Genomic DNA, 22690 nt, shown 5'->3' on the forward strand with positions numbered 1-22690 from the left:
AATGAAGCTTCATGCGGCTTAATCTACTAAATCCTTGGTCCATTTGTCCGCGGCCGGCAATTTTTCCTTGCCGCCATAAACCTTGGCCTGCCACTCTTCGTCCGACAACCGGCTTTCCAGCTTGTCGGTAAATTCATAATGCGAAAAGGCCGTTCCCCGGGTCAGCCGGGCGCCATTGGCGTCTTTCACGGCAACATACATGATGTAGGGCTTGCCGGTGGCTTCATACAATATTTCTCCCAAGGGCGCATTGGTATGGATATCGGCAATGATTCCCGCCCGTTTTTCCCTTAAGGTAAGTTCCTGTCCCGGAAGCGGCGCGGTAACACTCTCGAAATAGTTCGAATTTACGGTTCTTAATTTTTCAAAATCATCGTCGCTGATTTTCCCATTAGCCAGTTCTTTGGCAACAATGCCGCGCAAGAACTCCGCCCCTTCGATATATGAATCATAGCGTTCGGAGAATTCCGCCGGCATAAGATTCAGTTTTTTTAATCCGCCGCGGGTCATTTTCGATAAGGCCAAAATCCGGTTCCAAAAAACCAAATCCGGCTCTACATAGCCTTTTACCACCGGCGGCAATTCTTCCGGTCCGCCGGCGCCCATCTCGGCGTATGACTGCTTGGCATACAGCAAGGTGTCGTGCTTTAATTCGGTAAACGATCCTAAAACCGCCCCTAAATTTTTTTTCATCCAGGGTTCGCCGGCCATAAAAGCCGGATAGCCGGCGCCGTAAGCCTCTAAAAGGGGTTTTAAGCAGTTTAACCAGCCCCAATAAATATTTTGGTTCCAGGTCTCATTGTCGAACTTGAAAAACTCATCTTTTAAGAGGCCGCTCGCTTTGGCGATAATCTTATCCGACTCCCGGCCTTTTTCACGCTCGATTCTTTTCGGATCTTTTACCCATTCATCCAAATAGGTTTGGACCAGCTTATTTTCCGAAGCTAAAAGATTGACGACCATCAAAGCCGTCGGCGTCGACGGCAATTTCTGGCCGGTTTCCGGATCCGGCGCCTCGTCTCCCTGGGTCAGGCGGTTAATAATATAAGCGTCCGGCGTAAATCTTTGGCCCATGAACCGGAACTGCATAGTGTCTTTTAAAAGCTCTTCTTTAGTTTTTTCATCGGACGCGCTCATCATAATCGCTTCAGACAGGATCTTCGGCGCCGGCAGGTCTTTTTTCGCCTTTTCCTGGAATTTAGCTAACAGTCCGTCATCCTTTAATTGTTCAACCGTCATCTCCGCGCCATAAACTCCTTTTATCGTTTGCGTATATTGATAAGGGGTTAAATCGTCCGCTTCGCCGACAAAAAAGGAAATGGCCGCGCTTATATCGCTCCAGAGCTTAGCTATTTTTTCATCGCCGACTTTCAGATTATTAACTTGGCCGGTTATTATCAAAGCGTCGCGGGTCATATCGGCGCTCTTTATCGGAAAGCCCATCCGGCCGTACCACATCATGGCAATAAAATAACTCTTTAAGACATCGTTTTTCGTATAGTGCGAGCGGGGTTTGAATTGGGAATAATCATTGGTAAATTCAGGCCGGTACGGGGTGAATAGCGGCGAATCAGCAAGGCCTTTGGCTTCGTTTATTAAAGCCAATTCCTTCTGGGCAATATTATATATCTCCTCCGGTATTTCTACGCCGTCATAGGCTTTGCTGGCCAGTGTAAATTGGAAGTTCCCCTCGCTGTTCGCGATTTCTTTTTCGCTTACAGCTTCAAGGTATTTGGCAAAAGTCGGGAAATCTTTGGGGTTAATATCGGCATTGGCCGACTTACTGCCCTGATCTAAAACTACTAAAGGCGCCAGATAATAAGCGGTCAATCTTTTATAGGATTCCTTCAGCCGGGCGTCATCGGCGTTAGCATAGCCATTCAGTGAATCCAAAAAAAGGTTTCGGGTTATGGCCCTGATGGCCGGCTGGAATTTTTCTTCCTCAATTTTTTGAAAACTCCGGTCGATTAAGACGTGGTAAACGTGCAAGGCCAGGTCGCTGGAAACAAAAACCGAATTTTCCGGCTGTCTTTCGTACATGCTTGACGGCCCCTGGATATAATTGTAAGTATCGGTAAAATCATCTTGCGCCGGCTCTTCGCCGACGATATCGTTTTTCGCCAGGAAAAAATTATTCACTTCCAGGGCCGAGAGCTGTTCCTGGGTAAAATTTATTTTAGCGTTTTCTTTAAAGCTCTTGTAATTCTCCAATTCTTTCAGGCTGGCCTTTTCTTCCGGCACTTTCGGCGTTACCAGCCCCTTAATTTCTTCGTATTCGGCAAAAACCGGCTTTCCCAGATCAAAAGAAAAAAGCTTCTCGCCGGCTTTTTCCCCGGTTATTGCGGCCGGCCCTTTTTTCATCCGGCTTTTCGCCAGCCCGAAACCGGCGGCAACTATTAAAATAGCCGCGGCAACTATAAGAATCTGCCATTTATGCCCTGAATTTTTTGGTGCCGGACTCGGAGCTGGGTTAAAAATTTCTTTAACCGCCGGCTTGGCCCGCGGCTTTTCTTTAGCTGGTCTTTTGATCATAAGAATTAAAAATGAAATTAAAATTTTTGAATCCAAAACTCTTTCTCTAGCTCCGCCTGATTTTTATGTCATAATCAATCTGCTCGATTTTTCTTAAATTAGTTTTGGCCTGGTCGTATTTGGTGCGCAGGTAGCCGGTCATGTCAAATAATACCAGCTCGGCCATTATTTCATTAATTACTCCCTTAATTTTGTCCACTTCATCCATCTGCCCCCGGGAAGCCTTATTAATCGCCAGACGCACCATCTCGCCGGTAAGATCGCAAATCCCGCCCAGATAGCTTTCAGTATCGATTTTCACTTTGGCCACTTTATCGATTTTCTTTCCGGACATTACATAGAAAAACATTTTGGCTTCAACGTATTCCTCCATGCCCGCCTTAAAAGACCCTTCTTCGTAGAGCCGGCTATGCCCGAATTTTTTATCAAGATAGGCTAATTTTTCCTCGATTTCTTTTAAGGAAACTTCGGCGATCGATAAATCATTCCGGTGCAAAGAAAAAATGACTCTCTTTGAATCATGCAAAACCTGGTTTGATAAGCTGATAATTTGCCTCCGCTCACCCTCATGCTTGTCATAATCAGCTTTCAGCTGTTTGATAAATTTTTTGTTTAACATGTATTATTTTATCGCTAAATTAATCAATCCGCGTATTTTGTTTTTCAGACTTCCTTAAAAACCCCTAAGCAAACCGATTCTTGCGGGCCGGCCGGACTATTCCGCTACCCGGAATACCTCTAGAACGCTGGTAGAGCCGCGCAAGGCCTTAATTAGTCCGTCCTGCGCCATAGTAAGATAACCCTTCTGGCGGGCGTATTCGCGCATGTCGTATTCGGAAATATTGCCGGATAAAATTATTTTTTCCAGTTCTCCGGACATGACGACAATCTCAAAAATCCCAAGCCGGCCTTTGTAGCCGATTCCCTGGCATTTCTCGCAGCCTTTGCCGTGATGGAATTTTAGCTTAGCTCCGCCCGAGGACAGATCGATGTCTTTCCTATATTCTTCTTTGATATTGGAAAGCACCTCAACTACCCGGGCTAAAATTTTCGGCTCCAGCTTTTCCTCCTCTTTGCAGTTTTCGCAAATTTTCCTTACCAGCCGCTGGCCCATCATAGCGTTAACCGCCGGAGCCAGCAAAAAAGGCTTAACGCCTAAAGACAAGAACCGCGGAATGGCTCCGGCCGCGTCGTTGGTATGAATGGTAGAAAGGACCAGGTGCCCGGTAAGGGCCGCCTGGATGGCCGTATCGGCCGTCTCCAAATCGCGGATTTCTCCAACCATAATAACGTCCGGGTCTTGCCGTACGATTGAGCGCAAAGCCTTGGCAAAAGTATAGATATCAGAAACCTGGGACTGGTTAATCCCCTCCAGCTGATATTCGATCGGATCCTCGACAGTTATGATTTTTACTTCCGGCTGGTTCAGCTTTTTCAAAGCCGCGTAAAGGGTCGTCGTTTTGCCCGAACCGGTCGGGCCGGTGGTAACAACCATCCCGTTCGGCCGTTCAATTTGCCTTTTTAACCGCTCGAAAGCGTCGCCTTCCAAACCCAGCTGCTCGAAGTCCAGACTGATCGAGGAAAATTGTAATATTCTCATTACCACGCTTTCGCCGTAGGAGGTGGGCAAGAATGAAGCACGGATATCCAACCGGTCGTTTTCCATAAAAATGGACATCCGGCCGTCTTGCGGTTTATTGGCAATATTGATTTTCACTCCGGTTAAAAGCTTTAAGCGGGAAATCACTTTTGGCCATTCTTCCTCCCTTAAAACCGCCGCGTCGTGCAAAACTCCATCCACCCGGAAGCGGACTTTGATGTCTTTGGCTTCCCTTTCGACGTGGATATCCGAGGCATTTAACTGGATGGCTGAAGCGATCAGTATGGTGATAATTTCCGTGGTGTTGGATGAATTTATTTTTTCTTCCAAAGCCTTAAAGCTGGAAAATTGGTCCTGGTATTTAACTAGATCCGCTTGGGTAATTTCTACGCCCTTGATTATCTTTTTTACTTTGGGCAGCATCCGGTAAGCCTCCAAAAGATAGTCAAAACTGTGGTCCGACACTATATAAATCCGCGTATCGGTAAAATATTCCTTGGCCAATTCTTCTTTTAATACCAATACCGCGTCCGTCGTTTCGACCGCCGCGATCCGGATATTTTTTCCGTCGTAAAAAAAGCACGAAGCCCGAAGTTCGCGGGCGCGGGCCTCGGGGACGAGCTTTAAGGCTTCCTGGGAAATCGGCGCTCCGATTAAGCTTATATAAGGCAGTCCAAGCGCGGTGGCCTTGTTATTAACCCCCCGCTCAATCTCCTTAAGCTTCATTTCTTCCTGCTTTTCCTTTAGCTTTGAGCCGGCGCTTTCATCGCCGATTTTCCTGCCGCCGCCTTTTCCCGAAGCATCCATTAAATCTTCAATTGAAGTGAGTGAGTCTTTATCCATAATTACTTGATAATTTTTATAATTGCTCTTTTGCCATTATACCAGAATTTTCAGCAAAAAAGTAGATATTTTTTTCAAAACCCAAGCCAGTCCTAAAAATACAATCAGGTAGAAAACAGCCGCCAGCCAGGCCGGTAAATATCTATAAAAAAGGTCATAGCGGCTGGCGAGCGGCCAGTGCAGAAGATAAACTTCATAAGAATACAGGCCGAACAAAGAAAGCAAATTGAATTCAACTCTTATATAAGAAAAAAGAAGGACGATAGCCAGCACGACAATTATGCTAACGAGCTGTTCTTTGTCCGGACTTTGGCCCACGCCGGAATTAAGGGCAAAATAGCCGATAAATATTACCAAAACGGCAATTATTAAATAATATATGGCCGGACCGATTTTTTCTTCTAATTTCAAAACGCCGGGTTTTCCCGCCCAAGCTGATAATTTTTCCAGCCCGAAAAGACGCGAGAATCGGAATCGGCCCAGCCCGGGCGCCCCGTAAGCCAGCCAGCCGAAAAAAATTCCTGCTGGAAAAGCAATTATGTGAATCTCGTACAGATGCCTTACCTCGCTCATCCAAACAGGGTTTTCGCGCAGGATAAAATAAGCGGCCAGATAAATTATGATGGCCGACAGCCAGGGCCTTTTTTTTGATAAAACCCAGGGAAAAATTAAATAGTAGAATAAAATTAAAGTAAAATACCAAAGGGGCGAATTCAAATCCTCAAATACGTCGGCGCGCGGGAAAAATCCGGCCGCGGCCTTAAAGATATACTGCCAAGAGTAAGTGATTTTTAATATTAAAAAGTCTAAGATAAAGTACAGCGCTAATATTATCCATAAAGGCATAAATAACTTCGGCAGGCGCCGGCGGTAGAATTTCCAAATCGCCAATCCGTCCCGCTCTTTTTTTATCGCCCCGCCTTGCCCGTCCAAAGCGGCTAAACCTTTTGCCTCTTTTAATTCGTTAGAATCCTTTTTTAAGGCGCTTTGGGTGAGGCCGAAGCCGGATAAAAATAAAAACAGATCTACCCCGACTCCGGCAAGGATTGAAAGCGGAAACAGGAAGCGGTGATCGGCAATCAAAAAATAGCCGAAATGGGAAAAAATTATAGTTAAAATCGCTAAGCCTTTAAGCTCTTGGGTGAGTGATTTAGGAAGGAAGCGGGTGGATTTTTTCATCCGGGCGGAAACTAAAACAGCCGCCAAAAAAATAGCGGCAAAGATCCAGGTAGCCTGAACCGGATTATTTATCGAAATAGCCATAAATTATCTTCGCCCAGATCGCGTACCCTTCGGCTGAAGGATGGAATAAGTCCGGCGAGTAATGGGCGCCATTCGTTTTGAATTGGGCCGCGGTCGGAGAATATAAATCAATGTATTGGGCTTTGTAAGTTTCGGCCAAAGCCTTGATAACCGAGTTAAACTTTTTGGTTTGCCAATCAATATATAAATTGTATGGCGGCATCATCAAGCTCGGGGCGCCGATAAAGGGAATGCTGACCAGGTAAATTTTAGCATCAGTTTCTTCGGTAAGGCGCTTTAATATCGCCCCGTAGCTATTTTTGAATTCAGCCAGGGAAACTTTGCCATGCACGTCGTTAACGCCGGCCAGGATTGTAATGATATCCGGGTTATCAGCTATGGCCGCCGAAACTAATTTATCTTTTAAATCACCGACTTTGGCACCGGGGATTGAATGATCTTTCAAGGTTACCTTTTTGCCGTCCTGCGCCATTTTCCCGGCTATGAGATAAGGAAAGGATTCCTCGTAATTTAAAACCCCGACTCCGGCAGTCAAGCTGTCGCCCAAGGCGGCGTACACTATATTTTTTTGAAAATCCATATCAGCGCCGATTAGAAAGGTTTGGTTTTTATCAGGTGATTTCAGGTTTGCCTTGCTGATTTCCTGGTAGATGCGGGCATGAAAATAATATAAATAAATTCCAGCCGCAAGAATGGCCAATAAACTAGCCAGTAAGTACTTCTTTTTCATACCCATGATTAAACAAAAATTTCGCCAAAGTGCGCCAGAGCGCACATGTCCATCAATGTCGGGGTGCCGGGAATTGAACCCGGATTACACGAACCCGAATCGTGCGTAATACCGTTATACCACACCCCGATATAAAATAAGGCAGGCCGGAAATTTGCCTACTCATATATTTAAGCACGCGAAAGCCAAGCTGGCAAGGCTAGCTTCTCCCGCCCCCCCCAAAGAAAAAAGCCCTTATCGCTTGAAGTGCGGTAAGGGCCGGTGTTTTAATTAATGGTGTTATATCTCCTTTGTCTTTCGGCGTGATCAATAATAACTCACGCCGGCCAGTTCGTAAAAATCGCTCTTGGCTTCGCGTGTCAGTCGGAACACTTTAGCTAGACGCCTCACAGTGTTCGGGGGAGGAACTCGTTTTTCTAGCTCAGCCCTATAGACGCAAAACCGGGTGCATTCGGCCCGCTTGGCCAGTTCGAGTTGCGACCAGCCTTTTTCGAGGCGGAGCTCTTTTAGTCTTCGGCCGAAAGTCATAGGTTGCGCCGAGCGGGGGGTGGTGTTGCCGTTTTGAGGAGACGTGGGGGGAAGGATGATGAGCAGAGGAGAAATCTGCGGGGACGTTTTTACCGGCTTGCCATTCTGAAAACTAGAGGCGATTTTTTTCGCCTCACCCACTGACGCTACGTATTTACCTAAGTAATCTTTATTGCAAGCGTCAGGCAAGTCTTCGGGTTTCATTTGTTGGCGTAGATATTTCCTCGCACGAAGGACTGCCTTAGTGTGGATCAGCGAGATCATGGATTCGGAATAGCCAAGAACAACGCCAATTTCCTTCATGGTCAGTTCTTCGTAATAGTAAAGAGTAAGTACGGTTTGCTCTTTTTCCGGGAGTCGGCCAATGGCCTCGGTAAGATGATAAGCAATCTCTTTCCTAAAAACCGCGTTAAAATGCTCCTCCTCTCCAACCGCAAGCATATATATTTCGCGATTTCCCCGGATTACTTCACTGATATTTTCCGGGAGGAAAGAGATCCCCTTAATTTCATCCATCAGCTTGAAAAAATCCTCCTCGCTGATCTGGAGTTCCTCTGCAATCTCCTCCTCCGTGGGGTCGCGCCCAAACCTTTGTTCCAAGGAAGCGCATGCTCTTTCCAGCATGCCGCTTTTTCTTCTAAGCGAGCGGGGCACCCAATCCATAGCGCGGATTTCGTCGAGCATCGCCCCCCGGATCCGGATTTTAGCGTAAAAGTTAAAAGGAACGCCCTCGCTGGAATCATATTTATTGAGAGCGTCCATGAGCCCCAGCACTCCAGCGCTAATAAGGTCGCCGACCGAGATGTGGTCAGGCAGTCGGGAGATGAGCCGCAGGGCGATGAATTTCACCATGTCAGCGTGTTTCAGCATCATCTCGTTCCGTTCGTTAAGATTTGAATACATTCTTTCTTTACCGTTGCCATTACCGTCCATGCGCCACCTCCTTTCCGAAGGCCTGATATTGCGTTAGCGGAAAATTCTTCCGTGATTTTTAAAAGATCGTATATAAAAAATTTCCAAAGAATGGAAATTTGATGCCCTTATAAAAAGCGCCCGCGCGTGCCAGACTATCTTCTATCAATTGCCTCATTCACCAGCCGGTCAGCTTCCTTATTCTTTTCTCTTGGCACATGCGTAAACTTAACCTTTTTAAAGCCCAAAGTCAAGTTGTTGATTTTCAAAAATAGCGGCGCCAAATCGGAGTTTTTTACTTTATATTCGCGTTTTATTTGCTTTACTACGAGTTCAGAATCAAGATAAAAATCCAGTTCTTCTGCCTTGCAGGTCTTAGCTTTTTCCAAAGCGGCGATTACTGCTTTGTATTCCGCCTGATTATTAGTCGCTTCGCCGATATATTCGGACACGGTGAACACCACCTTAGCATCTTCATCATAAGCGATCGCCCCAATCCCCGCCGGCCCCGGATTCCCCCTTGCCCCTCCGTCGGTAAATATTTTTAGCTTCATAATTTTATATTGTTTTGTCATTTTATTTATGTGCGAGCCATTGAGAAAATTTAGTATTATTTTTTGTACAATTGAGGCAATAAATTTTCACTGTTTGATCCGCCCCGTGTCAACGGGGCGGAGAGTTTGAAAATTTGTCCGTAAATTGTGCAAAAAATCTAAATTTTTTCGCAGGCGAGTGAATAAATAAAATGACAAAATTTTTCAGCGACGAGCAATCAAATTTCTTTAATTCATTTAACCTTAATATCAATAATCTTTAACTGCACATCCCTCCGTCCGTTATACTCATTAATCTCCGGGTAATAAACCATGTCAATTTTATCCCCGATCTTTAAAGCCTTCCACTGTTCGGACTGCCCGAAACCGATAGCGTAAATCAGGCTAGACTCTTCACTTTTCACTCTTAATTTTATATGCTGATTTTGCGCCCCCATGCGCATGATGTCCATAACCAATATCTTTTTCGAAACAAACTTCGGCTTCTCGTTTCCGGCCCCGAAAGGCGCGAATTTTTCCAGCTCCAAAATCAAATTTTCGCTTATTTCTGACAGGTCTAATTCTATGTCAATTTTTACTTTCGGCTTTAATACCAATTTTCCCAGCTCCCGTCCGGCAATTTCTTGGATTTTTTTCATAAAACCGTTTAAATTCTTTTCTTCCAGGCTGAATCCGCAGGCGGCCGGATGCCCGCCGTACTTGTACAAAAATTTTGAACACTCCTCCAGCGCTTTTATTAAATTAAATTCTTCAATGCTCCGGCCCGAACCCTTAAATTCTCCATTTGAACCGACAGTAATTACCAGGGCCGGCAGATAAAATTTCTCCGCTACCCGCCCGGCAATAAGCCCTACGACGCCTTCGTTCCAAGCTTTTTTTTCCAAACCTTTATCAGTAACAGCGATTATTATTTTATTGTCTTTGCATTTTGGGTCGTCTTCAAGCATTTTTACGATCTCTTCAGATATCTTTTCCGTTATCATCTGGCGCTCAAAGTTTCTTTGGTTTAGGGCCTGGGCCAGTTCCTTCGCCCGGCTCCGGTCGCGGGTGATTAAAAGCTCGTAAGCCGTATTAGCGTGATCAAGCCGGCCGGCGGCGTTAAGCCTCGGTCCGAGCTGGAACCCGATATTCCAGGAATCGAGCTTTTTCCCGTTATTTAACTGGGAAACTTCAATCAATTCACGCAGGCCGATGCGTTTGGTTTTATTCAATATTTCCAGGCCTTTTTTAACTAAAATCCGGTTCTCATCCCTTAATGGCACCATGTCGGCAACAGTCCCGACCGCCACCAAGTCCAAAATCCTGTCTTCTAATTTCTTTTTGTCATCACCCGAAAGCTTAGACCGGCGGGTTATGGCCGTAGCAAATTTAAAAGCCACCCCGACGCCGGCTAAAAATCTAAAGGGATATTTTTCGCCGGGGAGGTTGGGATTAATAACCAAACATTTTGGCCAGTCTTTCTTTTCTTCGGGCGCCGAATGGTGGTCGGTGATAATTATTTCCAGCCCGAGGCTTTTCGCGAACTCGGCTTCAGGCGCGTTTCTAATTCCGGTATCAACGGTAATAATCAATTTGACGCCCTTGTCTTTAGCTTCTTCCAGCGCGTTCATATTCATGCCGTAGCCTTCGGTTGTCCGAAAAGGGATGTAAACGCCGACGTCCGCTTTCAGCGTCTTCAGGGTTTCGACCATAACTACCGAAGCGGTTACCCCGTCCGCGTCATAATCCCCGTAAACCAATATCTTATTTTTTTTCTTTACATGATTAATTACCGAATCTACCGCCGCGGCCATATCCTTAAAATCATCGGGGTCGTGCGCGTCCTCGTAAGTCCCTTTTAAAAACCGCTCTATATCTTTCTTGTCCCGAAACCCCCGGTTAATGAGCAATTGCAAAATAACCCGATTGTATTCGGGATATTTTTTTAGAATTTTATCAGAAACTTTTGGCGCAATCTGCCAATCCTTTGTCATATTCCTGCCTTTTATCCGTTTTTTATCTACTTCCAGATTAACACATTTTGGGCCTACATCAAAGCCATCCCAAAAGTCCATATTACCATTGAGATAATCACCATAACGCTGATGATAATCCACATTACCCTTACGAATTTCTTCTGTTTAGCCATAAGAATAAGTTTTTAAATTTTAACCCGCGGACAATAAAAATTATCTCTTTAAAATTTTAATAAAAGTGTCGGACGGTATTTCGACGCTTCCCTTGCCATGCTCCATCATCTTCTTCTTTCCCTTCTTCTGTTTTTCGAGGAGTTTCCGTTTGCGGGTCACGTCTCCGCCATATAATTTGGCCGTTACGTCCTTGCGCATAGCTGATAATCTTTCGGCGGCGATGACTTTTCCGCCGACGGCCGCCTGTAATTTAATCATGAACATCTGCCGCGGCAATGTTTCTTTTAAAGTTTCTACCACTTCCTTGCCCCGATGAAAAGCTTCGTCCCGATAAACGATCATGGATAAAGACTCTACCGGTTCTTCAGCGACCAGGATATCCATTTTCACCACTTCGGCTCCCCGGTAGCCTAAAAATTCATAATTTACCGAAGCGTAGCCCGAGCTGACACTTTTTATTTTATCATAAAAATCAGTTAAGATCGTCGCCATCGGCGCTTCGTAATGCAAAATCGCGCGGGTAACGTCAATAAATTCGGTATTTTTGTAAATGCCGTGCTTTTCCTGGATTAAGTTCATGGCCGCGCCCATGTAATCTTTGGGGATAATTACGTCCAAGGCCACCCACGGCTCTTCGATTTTTTCAATCTGCGACGGGTCCGGCAGTTCGTGCGGGCTATGGATTATCAATGCTCCTTCCGCGTCCACGTGCTTAAGCCGGTTAGCGTCCAGCGATTTGGTTGATTTTAAAAATACTTTGTAGGCGACGCTTGGGGTGGTTACTACGATATCTAAATTATATTCCCGGCTTAACCTTTCCTGAAATATCTCTAAATGCAGTAAGCCCAAAAATCCGCACCTAAAGCCAAAGCCTAAAGCGTCCGAATGCTCGGGCTCGTAGGACAAAGCCGCGTCATTTAATTTCAATTTTTCCATAGCTTCGCGGAGTTGTTGGTATTCGTTTCCTTCTTGGGGAAAAATTCCGGCAAAAACCATGGGCTTAACTTCTTTATAGCCTTTTAGCGGTTCCACATTTACCTTGTCCCCTGTCCCGCCTTGAGCGTTAATATTGGTAACGGTATCACCAACCCGGCACTCATTTACGTTTTTAAAGCCAGTGGCGATATAACCGATTTCCCCCGCCTTTAATTCGCCGGTTGATTTATAATCCGGCTTAAATATTCCTACGTCAACGGCTTCGCTCCTAGCCTTGGTGGCAATCAAGTAAATCTTTTCCCCTTTTTTTATTTTGCCTTCCATCACCCGGACAAAGGCGAGCACTCCCCGGTATTCGTCATAAGTTGAATCAAAAATCAAAGCCCGCAAGGGTTTGCCGCTTGGACCATCACTTCCCGCTCCTTCAGTTTTAACGTTTGGCTGGCTAGCCGCATTCTTTTCGCCATCTATGACTTTGGCAAAAGTAGGCGCCGGCACCCGATCCACCACGGCCTGCAAAATTTCCGCCACACCTTCGCCGGTTTTTCCCGAAGCGCTGATAATCTCCTCTTCTTTACAACCGATCAGGCTCATAATTTCGTGCTTGGTTTTTAGCGCGTTCGCCGCCGGCAAATCAATTTTATTTACCACCGGAATAATTTCCAGCCCTTCTTCCAAAGCCAAATACAAATTAGCCAGAGTCTGGGCCTGGATGCCTTGCGTCGAGTCCACTAAAAGGATTGCGCCTTCCACCGCGGCCAAAGAGCGCGACACTTCGTAGGTAAAATCCACGTGTCCGGGGGTATCGATGAGATTTAATAAATATTCTTTTCCGTCTTGAGCTTTGAAGTTCATGGACACGGGCTGGAGTTTAATAGTAATTCCCCGCTCGCGCTCCAAATCCATCCGGTCCAAAAATTGCTCTTTCATTTTTCTCTTTTCAATCGTCCCGGTAATCTCCAGCATCCGGTCAGCCAGGGTTGATTTGCCGTGGTCAATGTGCGCGATGATGCAGTAATTTCTGATGTTTTTCATTAAAATATAGGTCTAGCCGAATTATTCTACTTAATTCCCAAAACATCCTGCATTGAATAGAGTCCGGGTTTTTGACTGACAATCCATATTGCCGCCCGGATGGCGCCGCGGGCAAAAGTATCCCGGCTCGCGGCCCGATGGGTTATTTCAATCCGTTCGCCAAGACCGCCGAACAATACGGTATGATCGCCGGCTATATCTCCGGCCCGGATTGCCTGGATGCCGATTTCTTTTTTAGGGCGTTCGCCAATCAGACCGTGTCGTTCATATTTGCCAACTGCATTTAAATCGCGGCCCAATGCCTGGGCTACAACTTCGGCCAATTTCATCGCCGTTCCTGACGGCGCGTCTTTTTTAAACCGGTGATGGGCTTCTATAATTTCCACATCATAATCATCGCCTAACAGTTTAGCGGCTTCGGCCGCCAGTTTAAACATGACATTTACGCCAAGGCTCATGTTCGGCGCTAGAACCACCGGAATTTTCTTTGCTAACTCACCCGCCTTTTCCAGTTGTTCCCTGGTAAAACCGGTTGAACCGATTACTATGGGTTTACCGGCTTGGCTTGCCGCTTCCAGATGCTTTATCGAACTCTCGGCATTGGTAAAATCAATAATCACATCGCATTCAGCCAAAACATCTTTTACGCTAGGGGCCGTTTTTATTCCAGTCAAAGCTCCGCCGATAATTTCCGATAAATCTTTTTTTGTTTTGGCATGGCCGGGCGATTCAAAACCGGCCGAAAGCGAAACGCCTTCAGTCTCACCGATTAGCTGGGCAATCCGGGATCCCATCCGTCCTCCGATACCGGCAACGGCAACTTTTATATTGTCTTTTTTGTTTGGCATAATTTATCTGGCATCCATCCGATGCCTTTACCTGCTTATAGATTTAAATCAACCCGTAATCCTTCAGCGCATCTTCCAGCCTTTTCCGGTTAACTTCGGACATTTGAACGAGGGGCAAGCGCAGTTCATCCGACGCTATCTTTCCCATCATCGCCAAAGCCGCTTTGACCGGCGCCGGATTGGTTTCATAAAATAGCGCGTTGCATAAAGGCATTAATTTATAAAACATCTTCCTGGCCTCTTCAATTTTTCCGTCAAAATAAGTTTGGCAAAGCGCCGCCATGTCGCGCGGCGCGGCGTTGGATACGACCGATATTACCCCCTGCCCGCCGATACAAAGCATGGGGTAGGTTAAATAATCTTCTCCTGACACAACAATGAATTCTTCCGGGCATTGGCTTATAATGTCGGCCGCCTGTTTTAAATTACCCGAAGCCTCTTTAATGCCGATTATATTGGGAAGCTCTGACAGCCGAACGACGGTCGCCGGCTCCATATTGATCCCGGTCCGGCCCTGAATGTTATAAAGAAATATGGGAATATCAACGGTTTCCGCCACTTTTTTAAAATGCTGATGCAGCCCTTCCTGGGTCGGCTTGTTATAGTAAGGGCAAATTAAGAGGGCGGCGTCAGCTCCGTCGGCTTTGGCTTTTTCGGTCAAGCGAATCGCCTCGGCCGTATCATTAGAGCCGGTGCCGGCAATTACCGGTATCCGTCCTTTTACCTGTTCAACGGTTAGGGCAATTACCCTGTTATGCTCTTCGTGGGTTAAGGTAGCCGATTCGCCGGTAGTGCCGCAGGGAATAATCGCCTTGGTTCCGTTTACAATCTGGAATTCAATCAACTGCCGTAATTTTTCCTCGTCAATAGATCCGTTATTAAACGGAGTGATAATGGCAACCATTGCTCCGCGCAATTTTCTCCTTAATTCGGAATAAGATGGCTCTGGGCCTGGCATAAATTTATTTGCCGCAAGTTAGAGGGCGTATTTAAATTTAAATGATGTATCCAATTATATTTTTAACATAAAGACTGTTAAATATCAAGTAAAATTCCGGCGGAAAGCCGAAGATTGATTTTATTTCAATATAACGATATATTGTAAACATCATTCAATCATCAATGTCCGTTTTTATTTAACCCTGAACATCATGCCGGTTCTATTGATAATTGTTAATTTCTAATTGCAAATTGATTCATTATGCCAATGTCAAAAGATTTTAAAGAGCGGGCTTTTCCCTTATTGCCGAAGATATTGAAAGATTTCCGGCCAAAGCTCTACGGAAAAAATTCGGCCGGATTAGACGCCGCCCTTTCTCCGGGATTCCATTTGTATGACGAAAAAGGCATCCGCGAACGGATCGCATTAATGAAAAAGCTTTTCTTCACCGAGCACCCGGGAATGGAATTTTTCGCGGTCAAAGCCAATTCCAATAATGCCATTTTGAAAATCATGCTTGACGAAGGATTTGGAGTAGACTGCTCTTCCCCGACTGAAATTATCCGGGCCCAGGCGCTCGGGTTTCCAAAGGAATTAATCATGTGCACCGGAAATAATACTAATCCGGAATTCTACGAAGCTTTCATGGACGCGGGGTGCATACTAAATTTAGACGACATAGGCTATATCGACAAACTGCCTTACATGCCCGAACGGATTTGTTTTCGCTATAATCCGGGACCGAGAAAAACCAAAGGCAGCACCGAATTTATTGGCGATCCTGTCAATCAAAAATACGGAGTGCGGTTTGATCAAATTGCTGAAGCTTACCAAAGAGCCAAGGCTAAAGGCGCAAAAATTTTCGGATTACATACCATGTTTGCTTCAAATTGCCTGGATGCTGAAGCTCTCGGGGAAATCGCGGGCATGCAGCTGGAAATTGCCGAGGAATTACAGAAAAAATTGGGAATAAAATTCGAGTTCGTCAATATCGGCGGCGGCATCGGCATCGAATACCGGCCGGATGAAAAACCGCTGGATGTAGAATTGGTGGCCCGAATGACCAACAAGGCGTTTTCCGCTTTTAAAGCCAAGCACGGTTACGCGCCCAAGCTTTATATGGAAGCGGGACGATTCGTAACCGGGCCTTTTGGTATTTTAGCCGGCCGGGCAATTAATAGGATGAATAAATACAAAAATTTTGTCGGCGTGGATTTTTGCGACGCCGCTGACATTTTACGGGCCGGCATATACCCGGCTTATCACGAGGTAAGCGTCTTAACGCCTGAAGGCAAGGAAAAAACCGAAGGGGAAAAAGAAACTGTTTCCATCGTCGGTCCGCTTTGTGAAAATATCCACATGATTTCCGACAGATTACTGCCGAAAGTCGAAGAGGGCGATATTATCGTAATCCACGACACCGGCGCCCATGGAATCGGCATGGGTATGAACTATAACGGCTGGGCTAAAAGCCAGGAATTAATGCTCCATTCCGATAATTCAGTGTCGCGCGTAAGCCGGGCCGAAACTATAGGCGATTTGTTGGTTAAAGAGCTGGATATGAAAGGCCAGGAATTGACCGTTAAATATTAAAAATCCATACTATGCTAAATTCATGGCTGCCTAAAGGCGGGGAAAATATCTTCCAAAAGGTTAAGCGCGAAAGAGCCGAAGCCGAAGCGGCAGGCATTAAGCTATGGCCTTTGTCTTTTGGCCAGCCGACTGGTCCAGCTTTGCTTGCCGCCAGGAAAAAGGCGGCCGAAGCCGTCATGTCGGAAGACGAGTCCTTGCATGAATACCAGGACAACGGCTCGCCCGGCGTTGGCGATTTTGCCCGGCGTTTTATCGCCGCCCATTTCGATAAAGAAACGGCTAAAAGGATTACAGGCCAAGCCAATTTTGATTTTCTTCCGACCCCCGGAACTAAATCCATGCTGGGCCTTGTTCCGATGGCCTGCGGATTTATCCGGGACAAGAAAACCCGGCAGGCTATCAACCCGGAATTACAGGTAGCAACTATGACCGAGCCCGGCTACCCTACGCCGGCGGTTTGGTGCGACTATCTGGGAGCTAAAAATTATTCTTTAAAAACCACGCCGGAAAATCAATTCATTTTTTCTTTAGACGGCATCCAGCCCGGCACGAAGTTAATCATGGCCAATTATCCCCATAATCCGACCGGACAGGTAGCCGACAAAAACTTTTGGCGCTCGCTTTGCGCTTATTGCGCCGAACATGGCATCAGGCTGTTTAACGACGCGGCTTATGCCATTCTTACATTCACTGACGCGGCCGCCACCCTAGCGGAAATAGCGATAGAGTTCCCCGAACTGTCCTGGGCCGAGGCTTATTCTTCTTCCAAAGTAATCGCCAACGGAACCGGCTGGCGCATTGGAGCCATTACCGGCTCTAAAGATTTTATTGAAGACATCCGAACCATTAAAGGCAATACTGACTCGGGATTTTTCGCGCCGGCAGCGGCCGGGGTGCTTTCTTGCATGGAAGAAGATATGCCAGCCATAACAGCCAACCGGGATACTTATGCCCGCCGGCTGGAACTTTTATGCGGTTTGTTAACCGAACGCGGGATGAAACTGGCGGTAAGGCCCAAAGCCACTTTTTTTACCACCTGGCTTGCTCCTAAAACCGCTTTTGGCCGGAAAATCGGGAACGCCGGAGAATTCAATAAACTGATGATCGAAAATACCGGCATTGTCGGTATCCCCTTTGAACCTTATCTCCGCTACACGGTCACCAATCCGATCGAAAAAAAAGAATGGACCGAGGCCATAAAAAAAGCTTTTGATCAGGCCAAAGTTTCTTACTAGCACAAATAAAACTGCCACCGGCTTCTCAATTAAAAAAACTGCTCGATCATGCGAGTGGTTTTTTTAATAATATTGAAAATTGTCAATTGGTAATTACGGATTGATTAAATCCCCCGCGCTTCGCTTGAATCGTCGGTTTCCACCTTGCCCCAGTTAACCCGGCGCCGGAATGAATTCCAAAAAGAAAAAAATTCTTCGCTTCTTAAAATATAACATAAAATTAAAAACGCGATTATCCCGCCTAAGCCGGCCACCGCGCCCTGGATCAAGACGCCTAAAAAAGTGCTCATGCTGATATACGGCCAGACTAGAGATTTAACCGCCTGAATGCTCGCGCCGGAACCGGCGGCGGCCAATGAGAGCTTCGCGGTTGATATGAAGATTCTTTTTCCATCCAGGCTTCCTACCTCCATCCTTAATAAAATCCAGAGAAGAATAAAATTAATGATGCTGGAAATGGAAAAGGCCAAAGCCAGCCCGGCAACGCCCAAAGGCAGGCAGGCCGAGACCCCGCCAAAGGGGCTTAATAGCACTTTGCAAATTATTATTTTCGGCAGCCAAAGAGACAAGCCGATATTAATAAACACGGAAAAAAGTCCGATATAAAACGGCGTCCGGCTGTCGTGGCGCGCGTAAAACACCCGGATTAAAAGCGGAATCAGCGCCTGGGCCCATAAACCAATGGTAAAGAAGGCCAGCGTATCAATAGTCATGATCGTATCTTCCCAATCAAAATGCCCGGAGCCTAAAATTACGCGGACAATTTGCGCGCGCAGGGCTAAAAGCAAGACGGTTGAAGGGATAATAAAAAACAAAATTTGCCTAAGCGCTGAAGAAAAGCTGGCCTTTAATTTTTCCCGGTCAAAGGCGTTTAGGGCCAGGGTCGGAAAAGCGGCGACCGCGTAAGAGATGCCGAAAATTCCAATAGGAAAAGACTGCAAATTATTAGCCAGGTTGAATACCGAAAGCGAGCCGCTTTTTAAGGTTGAGGCGATTATGGTCAAAACGACTAAATTTATCTGGGCAATCGCCAAAGACATGGTTCTTGGGCCCATCATGCGGATAATTTTTTTAAACCCCGCGTCCTTCCAGTCGAGCAGACGCTGATAACGATAACCCAGGTTAAAGACCGACGGCAGCTGGACCAGCATATGCATAAGCGCCCCCAAAACTACGCCTATAGCCAGGCCGTAAACTCCGAATCGCGGAGTCAAAAATAACGCGCCTAAAATAATTCCGACATTGTAAAAAATCGGCGCCAGCGAATATACGAAGAAGCGCTTGAACGATTGGAGAATCCCGCCCAAGACGCTGGAGATCCCTAAAAAAAGCGGGGACAAGAACATAATTTGGGTCAAGCCGACGGTAAGCTTTAATTTTTCCTGGCTAAATCCGGGGGTAATAACTTTCATGATCCAAGGCGCGGCGATTATTCCTATCGCCGTTAAAGCCAGCAAGCTTAATACAATAAAATTTAAAATATTATTGGAAAGCTCCCAGGCCTCCTTGTATTTTTTATACCGGTCATTTTCTTCTTTGGCTTTCTTTTTTATAAGTCCGGTGAAGACAGGGATGAATCCGGCTGACAGTGCGCCTAAAACAAGCAGGTTAAATATCAGGTCGGGAATCCGAAAGGCGGCATAGTAAATATCCAGGGTATCGCCGGCGCCGAATTCTCCGGCCAAAATCCGGTCGCGGAAAATTCCCAAAAGCCGGCTTACCAAAGAAAAAAAAGCGACCAGGGCGGCGGCCATGGCGATTGAATCTATTTTTCCGTTAATAATTTTTTGGATGCGCCTCATGGAATAATGCTATAAAACCGGCAAATTTAAAATGGCCGGATTTTTCACCTCGCTTTATTTAGCCGGCCGCCTGGGTTTAGGCCTTATACTCTATTATTATATACGAGATTGGAAAAAATATCATCCATTTTCGAGGCAATTATATCCCAATCATATTTTTCTCTGACCAATTTTTTACCGTTTGCGGCCAGCTTTTGCTTTAAAGTTTCATCATTTAAGATCCTAACCAGGCTTTCCTTAATGCTTTGAGGATCGCCAGGACGGCAAAAAACTCCGGTTTCGCCGTCTTTTAAGAAATCCACTATTCCTCCGACCGGAGTGGCGACGACCGGCAAACCGGCGGCCATAGCCTCCAAAAATACATTTCCCAGCCCTTCTGTGAGCGAAGGCCTGATGAAAATATCGCTTATCCAGAGATATTTCGGCACTTCATCATTAGGGACCTTGCCGATAAAAATTACTTTGTTTTCTAATCCGGATTCGCGCACCATCGATTTTAAGATCTTTTCCAGTTCGCCGGTTCCGATGATTAACAGTTTAAAGCTAGAGTTTTCCCCGGCCTCCGAATCCGCTAACAATTTGATTCCCCTGATCAAGTCCTCCAAGCCGTTTTTTTTAACCAGCCGGGATACGGTGGTTATAATTTTTTCATCTTTCAATATTCCCAGCGAGGCTTTCAGATTATATATAATTTCCAATTCTTCTGAAAGGGGCGGCGGATTTTTCCTTTCGAATTTATTAATATCTACCCCATTCGGGACGATTTTTATATCGCATCCCGCGCCGCTGTTTTTTGCCCGCTTCCCCAGGTCGTTGGATATCGCTGTTATAGAGTCTGCCTTTTTAATTACTAGCCGGTGAAAAGGCTGTACAAAAATTTTGAACAGTGTATCGCTTCCCAAAGAGTAGCGCCTTAAGTGCTCTTCAGAATCCCCTTCCTGCATATTTAGAAGCATTATCTTTTTGGGAAAAATCAGCTTAAAAAAAGAAGCGGTAATTCCGCCCTGGCTAGCCATAACCGCCCAAATGATTTCGTAGCTATTTTTGCGGTTTAGTCTTACTGCTTTGATAAGTCCTAAAAAAGGCAGAAGAAATTTATCGAACCGATTGCCAAAACCTACCCGGAAAACGCTAACATTTTCTATCCTTTCCCGGCGCCGGCATTTTCTATCCAGCCGGGAGGTTATGAGGTCAAACCCATACTTAGGCTGGCCGTTTTTAACTTTAGCCGCGAGATGATTAGTAATTTCCCTTACCGCTAATTCCGCCCCTCCAATAAACGGCAAATAGGCAGTGGAAAAAATTAATATTCTCATGGTTTATTTTTTTACTATCGGCTTAAAATATTCGATAGTCTTTATGAGGCCTTGTTCTAAAGCGACTTTGGGCTCCCAGCCGAGCTCTTTTTTTGCGAGGCTGATGTCGGGTTGCCTTTGCTTCGGGTCGTCTTCGGGCAATTCCTTGTAGATGATTTTGCTTTTTCCGCCTGTTAATCTTATAACTTCTTCCGCCAGCTTTTTTATTGAAAATTCGCCAGGATTACCGATATTTACCGGCCCAATCAAACCTTTTTTGTTATTCATCATCTTGATTATTCCGTCAATTAAATCGTCCACGTACTGGAAAGAACGGGTTTGAGAGCCATCGCCATAAACCGTCAAATCTTCACCGCGCAAAGCCTGGACAATAAAATTGGAAACTACCCGCCCGTCATTCGGGTGCATATTCGGCCCGTAAGTGTTAAAAATCCTTACGACCCGAATATCCAGCTTGTGCTGGCGCCAGTAATCGAAAAACAAAGTTTCGGCGCAGCGCTTGCCTTCATCGTAGCAGGAGCGGGGCCCGACCGGGTTGACGTTCCCCCAATAGGCTTCGGTTTGGGGGTGGACAATCGGATCGCCGTAAACTTCCGAGGTTGAGGCCTGAAGGATCTTCGCGGAGAGCCTTTTAGCCAGGCCGAGCATATTAATTGAGCCGTGGACTGACGTCTTGGTTGTTTGGACGGGATCGAGCTGGTATTGGACCGGCGAAGCCGGGCAGGCCAGATTATAGATTTCGTCCACCTCCAGGTACAAGGGAAAAGTAATGTCATGCCTTACCAGCTCAAAATATTTATTATCCATTAAGTCGGCAATATTTTCCTTGCAGCCGGTATAAAAATTATCAACGCAGATTACTTCATTCCCGTCTTGAAGCAGCCGGCGGCATAAATGCGAACCGATAAACCCTGCTCCTCCAGTGACTAAAATGCGTTTCATAATGCTTAACTTTATAACTTCAACTCTGCCACAGGCAGATTTTTTATTTATCTAAATCCCCATCTCTTTCTTATAAATCTCCAGCCACTCGGGCAAATCCATAGTCGGTTCCCATCCCAAAAGTTTTTTAGCTTTAGTGTTGGAGCATAAATTTCTAACCGGTTCTATCCTTTCCGGGAGATTGATTGTCGGGCCCCCGAACATCTTGGCAATGTCATTTACGTTATACTCTGTGCTTTGTCCGGTGTTCATGGCTTGCCCGTCGCAGATATCGCTTTCGGCAGCCAGCAAGTTGCCTCTGACTATGTCTTTAACATAAGTATAAGTTCTGAAGTGCGTTCCGTCGCCGGCGACGGTCATCGCTTCCCCCTTCTGACGCTGCTGGCCGAAAATACTAATCACGGAAGCGTAAGCCCCTTCAGTAGCCATGCGCGGACCGTATACGTTAAAATACCTCAAACATACTGTCGGCAATTTATACACAAAGCTAAACAAACGGCAATATTCTTCACCGATCCATTTTTGGAGCGCGTAAGGCGATATGGGGATAGCCGGCATATCTTCGGTTAAAGGCATTTTTTCCTGGTCTCCGTATATGGAAGACGAAGATGCGTAAACCACCTTTTTCACTCCCGCCTGCCTAGCCGCCTCCAAGACGTTAACCACGGCATTGACGTTGTAATCATGGTATTTTAGCGGCTCTTCAATTGATGGCTGAACTCTCGCTAACGCCGCTTCATGAAAAACATAATCGACTCCATGAAACAGAGGTTTTATTTTCTCATAATCCCTTAAATCCAATTCGAAAAACTCGGCTTTGGAATTAATATTCTCTTTTTTGCCGGTAGCCAAATTATCAACTACAATTACCTCGTCCCCCCGATCGATTAAAGCGTCGACTAAGTTAGATCCGATAAATCCGGCGCCGCCGGTAACTAAACATTTTGCCATA

General features: G+C 45.9%; 17 protein-coding genes and 1 tRNA gene. 2 read left to right on the forward strand and 16 right to left on the reverse strand.

Translation table 11 applies throughout. The features are described 5' to 3' along the window. Positions 1-18 precede the first annotated feature (18 nt). From WC715_04980 to dapA, 12 genes are all read right to left on the reverse strand, one after another. A complete protein-coding gene (locus tag WC715_04980) occupies positions 19-2532 on the reverse strand; it encodes a DUF3160 domain-containing protein (protein ID MFA6171770.1) in 2514 nt (837 codons plus the stop codon). Positions 2533-2578: 46 nt separating this feature from the next. Then, complete coding sequence (locus WC715_04985) at positions 2579-3151, reverse strand: hypothetical protein (protein ID MFA6171771.1); 573 nt, start codon at positions 3149-3151, stop codon at positions 2579-2581. Positions 3152-3247: 96 nt separating this feature from the next. Next, on the reverse strand, positions 3248-4975 hold the full coding sequence (locus tag WC715_04990) for a GspE/PulE family protein (protein MFA6171772.1): 1728 nt from the start codon (positions 4973-4975) through the stop codon (positions 3248-3250). A gap of 36 nt (positions 4976-5011) precedes the next feature. Next, positions 5012-6238, reverse strand: coding sequence for an acyltransferase family protein (locus tag WC715_04995; GenBank protein ID MFA6171773.1), 1227 nt, complete (start codon positions 6236-6238; stop codon positions 5012-5014). Beyond that, positions 6219-6968 (reverse strand): SGNH/GDSL hydrolase family protein, encoded by a 750-nt coding sequence (locus WC715_05000; GenBank protein ID MFA6171774.1) that lies wholly within the window; start codon positions 6966-6968, stop codon positions 6219-6221. The genes WC715_04995 and WC715_05000 overlap by 20 nt, the downstream gene beginning before the upstream one ends. Positions 6969-7026: 58 nt before the next feature. Beyond that, positions 7027-7097 (reverse strand) — tRNA-Pro (locus WC715_05005). A 177-nt stretch (positions 7098-7274) separates the two neighbouring features. Continuing rightward, a complete protein-coding gene (locus tag WC715_05010) occupies positions 7275-8429 on the reverse strand; it encodes a FliA/WhiG family RNA polymerase sigma factor (protein ID MFA6171775.1) in 1155 nt (384 codons plus the stop codon). 134 nt (positions 8430-8563) lie between these two features. After that, entirely contained in the window at positions 8564-8962 is a 399-nt protein-coding gene (locus WC715_05015) for a ribonuclease HI family protein (GenBank protein MFA6171776.1), read from the reverse strand. 233 nt (positions 8963-9195) lie between these two features. Next, positions 9196-10935 (reverse strand): single-stranded-DNA-specific exonuclease RecJ, encoded by a 1740-nt coding sequence (gene recJ, locus WC715_05020; protein MFA6171777.1) that lies wholly within the window; start codon positions 10933-10935, stop codon positions 9196-9198. Between the two features lie 195 nt (positions 10936-11130). Next, positions 11131-13062, reverse strand: a complete 1932-nt coding sequence (gene lepA / locus WC715_05025) for a translation elongation factor 4 (GenBank protein ID MFA6171778.1) — start codon at positions 13060-13062, stop codon at positions 11131-11133. A gap of 26 nt (positions 13063-13088) precedes the next feature. Continuing rightward, the gene (gene dapB / locus WC715_05030) at positions 13089-13910 is read right to left on the reverse strand and encodes a 4-hydroxy-tetrahydrodipicolinate reductase (protein MFA6171779.1); all 822 of its coding nucleotides are present in this window, start codon (positions 13908-13910) and stop codon (positions 13089-13091) included. A 43-nt stretch (positions 13911-13953) separates the two neighbouring features. After that, a complete protein-coding gene (dapA, locus tag WC715_05035) occupies positions 13954-14868 on the reverse strand; it encodes a 4-hydroxy-tetrahydrodipicolinate synthase (GenBank protein MFA6171780.1) in 915 nt (304 codons plus the stop codon). Between the two features lie 243 nt (positions 14869-15111). Between dapA and WC715_05040 the strand changes: the two genes are divergently transcribed. Next, complete coding sequence (locus tag WC715_05040) at positions 15112-16443, forward strand: diaminopimelate decarboxylase (GenBank protein ID MFA6171781.1); 1332 nt, start codon at positions 15112-15114, stop codon at positions 16441-16443. Positions 16444-16454: 11 nt separating this feature from the next. Then, complete coding sequence (locus tag WC715_05045; protein MFA6171782.1) at positions 16455-17678, forward strand: aminotransferase class I/II-fold pyridoxal phosphate-dependent enzyme; 1224 nt, start codon at positions 16455-16457, stop codon at positions 17676-17678. 104 nt (positions 17679-17782) lie between these two features. On the opposite strand, the gene murJ is transcribed toward WC715_05045, so the two are convergent. The 4 genes from murJ to WC715_05065 form a co-directional block, all read right to left on the reverse strand. After that, positions 17783-19480, reverse strand: coding sequence for a murein biosynthesis integral membrane protein MurJ (gene murJ / locus WC715_05050; GenBank protein ID MFA6171783.1), 1698 nt, complete (start codon positions 19478-19480; stop codon positions 17783-17785). A gap of 83 nt (positions 19481-19563) precedes the next feature. Then, positions 19564-20796 carry a glycosyltransferase family 4 protein gene (locus WC715_05055; protein ID MFA6171784.1) on the reverse strand — a complete coding sequence of 411 codons (1233 nt, stop codon included), beginning with the start codon at positions 20794-20796 and terminating at the stop codon, positions 19564-19566. 3 nt (positions 20797-20799) lie between these two features. Continuing rightward, positions 20800-21738, reverse strand: coding sequence for a UDP-glucuronic acid decarboxylase family protein (locus tag WC715_05060; protein MFA6171785.1), 939 nt, complete (start codon positions 21736-21738; stop codon positions 20800-20802). 51 nt (positions 21739-21789) lie between these two features. Beyond that, complete coding sequence (locus WC715_05065; protein ID MFA6171786.1) at positions 21790-22689, reverse strand: NAD-dependent epimerase/dehydratase family protein; 900 nt, start codon at positions 22687-22689, stop codon at positions 21790-21792. Position 22690: the final 1 nt, after the last annotated feature.

The organism is Patescibacteria group bacterium (assembly GCA_041661505.1).
Classification (GTDB): Bacteria; Patescibacteriota; Patescibacteriia; order Patescibacteriales; family JBAZCA01; genus JBAZCA01.

Excerpts from the sequence above, each read along its gene's own strand:
- dapA (MFA6171780.1), bottom strand. The coding sequence starts at position 14,868 with ATGCCAGGCCCAGAGCCATCTTATTCCGAATTAAGGAGAAAATTGCGC.
- WC715_04985 (MFA6171771.1), bottom strand. The coding sequence starts at position 3,151 with ATGTTAAACAAAAAATTTATCAAACAGCTGAAAGCTGATTATGACAAG.
- WC715_04990 (MFA6171772.1), bottom strand. The coding sequence starts at position 4,975 with ATGGATAAAGACTCACTCACTTCAATTGAAGATTTAATGGATGCTTCG.
- WC715_05045 (MFA6171782.1), top strand. The coding sequence starts at position 16,455 with ATGCTAAATTCATGGCTGCCTAAAGGCGGGGAAAATATCTTCCAAAAG.
- WC715_05040 (MFA6171781.1), top strand. The coding sequence starts at position 15,112 with ATGCCAATGTCAAAAGATTTTAAAGAGCGGGCTTTTCCCTTATTGCCG.
- lepA (MFA6171778.1), bottom strand. The coding sequence starts at position 13,062 with ATGAAAAACATCAGAAATTACTGCATCATCGCGCACATTGACCACGGC.
- WC715_05010 (MFA6171775.1), bottom strand. The coding sequence starts at position 8,429 with ATGGACGGTAATGGCAACGGTAAAGAAAGAATGTATTCAAATCTTAAC.
- recJ (MFA6171777.1), bottom strand. The coding sequence starts at position 10,935 with ATGACAAAGGATTGGCAGATTGCGCCAAAAGTTTCTGATAAAATTCTA.
- WC715_05000 (MFA6171774.1), bottom strand. The coding sequence starts at position 6,968 with ATGAAAAAGAAGTACTTACTGGCTAGTTTATTGGCCATTCTTGCGGCT.
- dapB (MFA6171779.1), bottom strand. The coding sequence starts at position 13,910 with ATGCCAAACAAAAAAGACAATATAAAAGTTGCCGTTGCCGGTATCGGA.
- WC715_05065 (MFA6171786.1), bottom strand. The coding sequence starts at position 22,689 with ATGGCAAAATGTTTAGTTACCGGCGGCGCCGGATTTATCGGATCTAAC.
- WC715_05055 (MFA6171784.1), bottom strand. The coding sequence starts at position 20,796 with ATGAGAATATTAATTTTTTCCACTGCCTATTTGCCGTTTATTGGAGGG.
- WC715_05015 (MFA6171776.1), bottom strand. The coding sequence starts at position 8,962 with ATGAAGCTAAAAATATTTACCGACGGAGGGGCAAGGGGGAATCCGGGG.
- murJ (MFA6171783.1), bottom strand. The coding sequence starts at position 19,480 with ATGAGGCGCATCCAAAAAATTATTAACGGAAAAATAGATTCAATCGCC.
- WC715_04980 (MFA6171770.1), bottom strand. The coding sequence starts at position 2,532 with ATGATCAAAAGACCAGCTAAAGAAAAGCCGCGGGCCAAGCCGGCGGTT.
- WC715_05060 (MFA6171785.1), bottom strand. The coding sequence starts at position 21,738 with ATGAAACGCATTTTAGTCACTGGAGGAGCAGGGTTTATCGGTTCGCAT.
- WC715_04995 (MFA6171773.1), bottom strand. The coding sequence starts at position 6,238 with ATGGCTATTTCGATAAATAATCCGGTTCAGGCTACCTGGATCTTTGCC.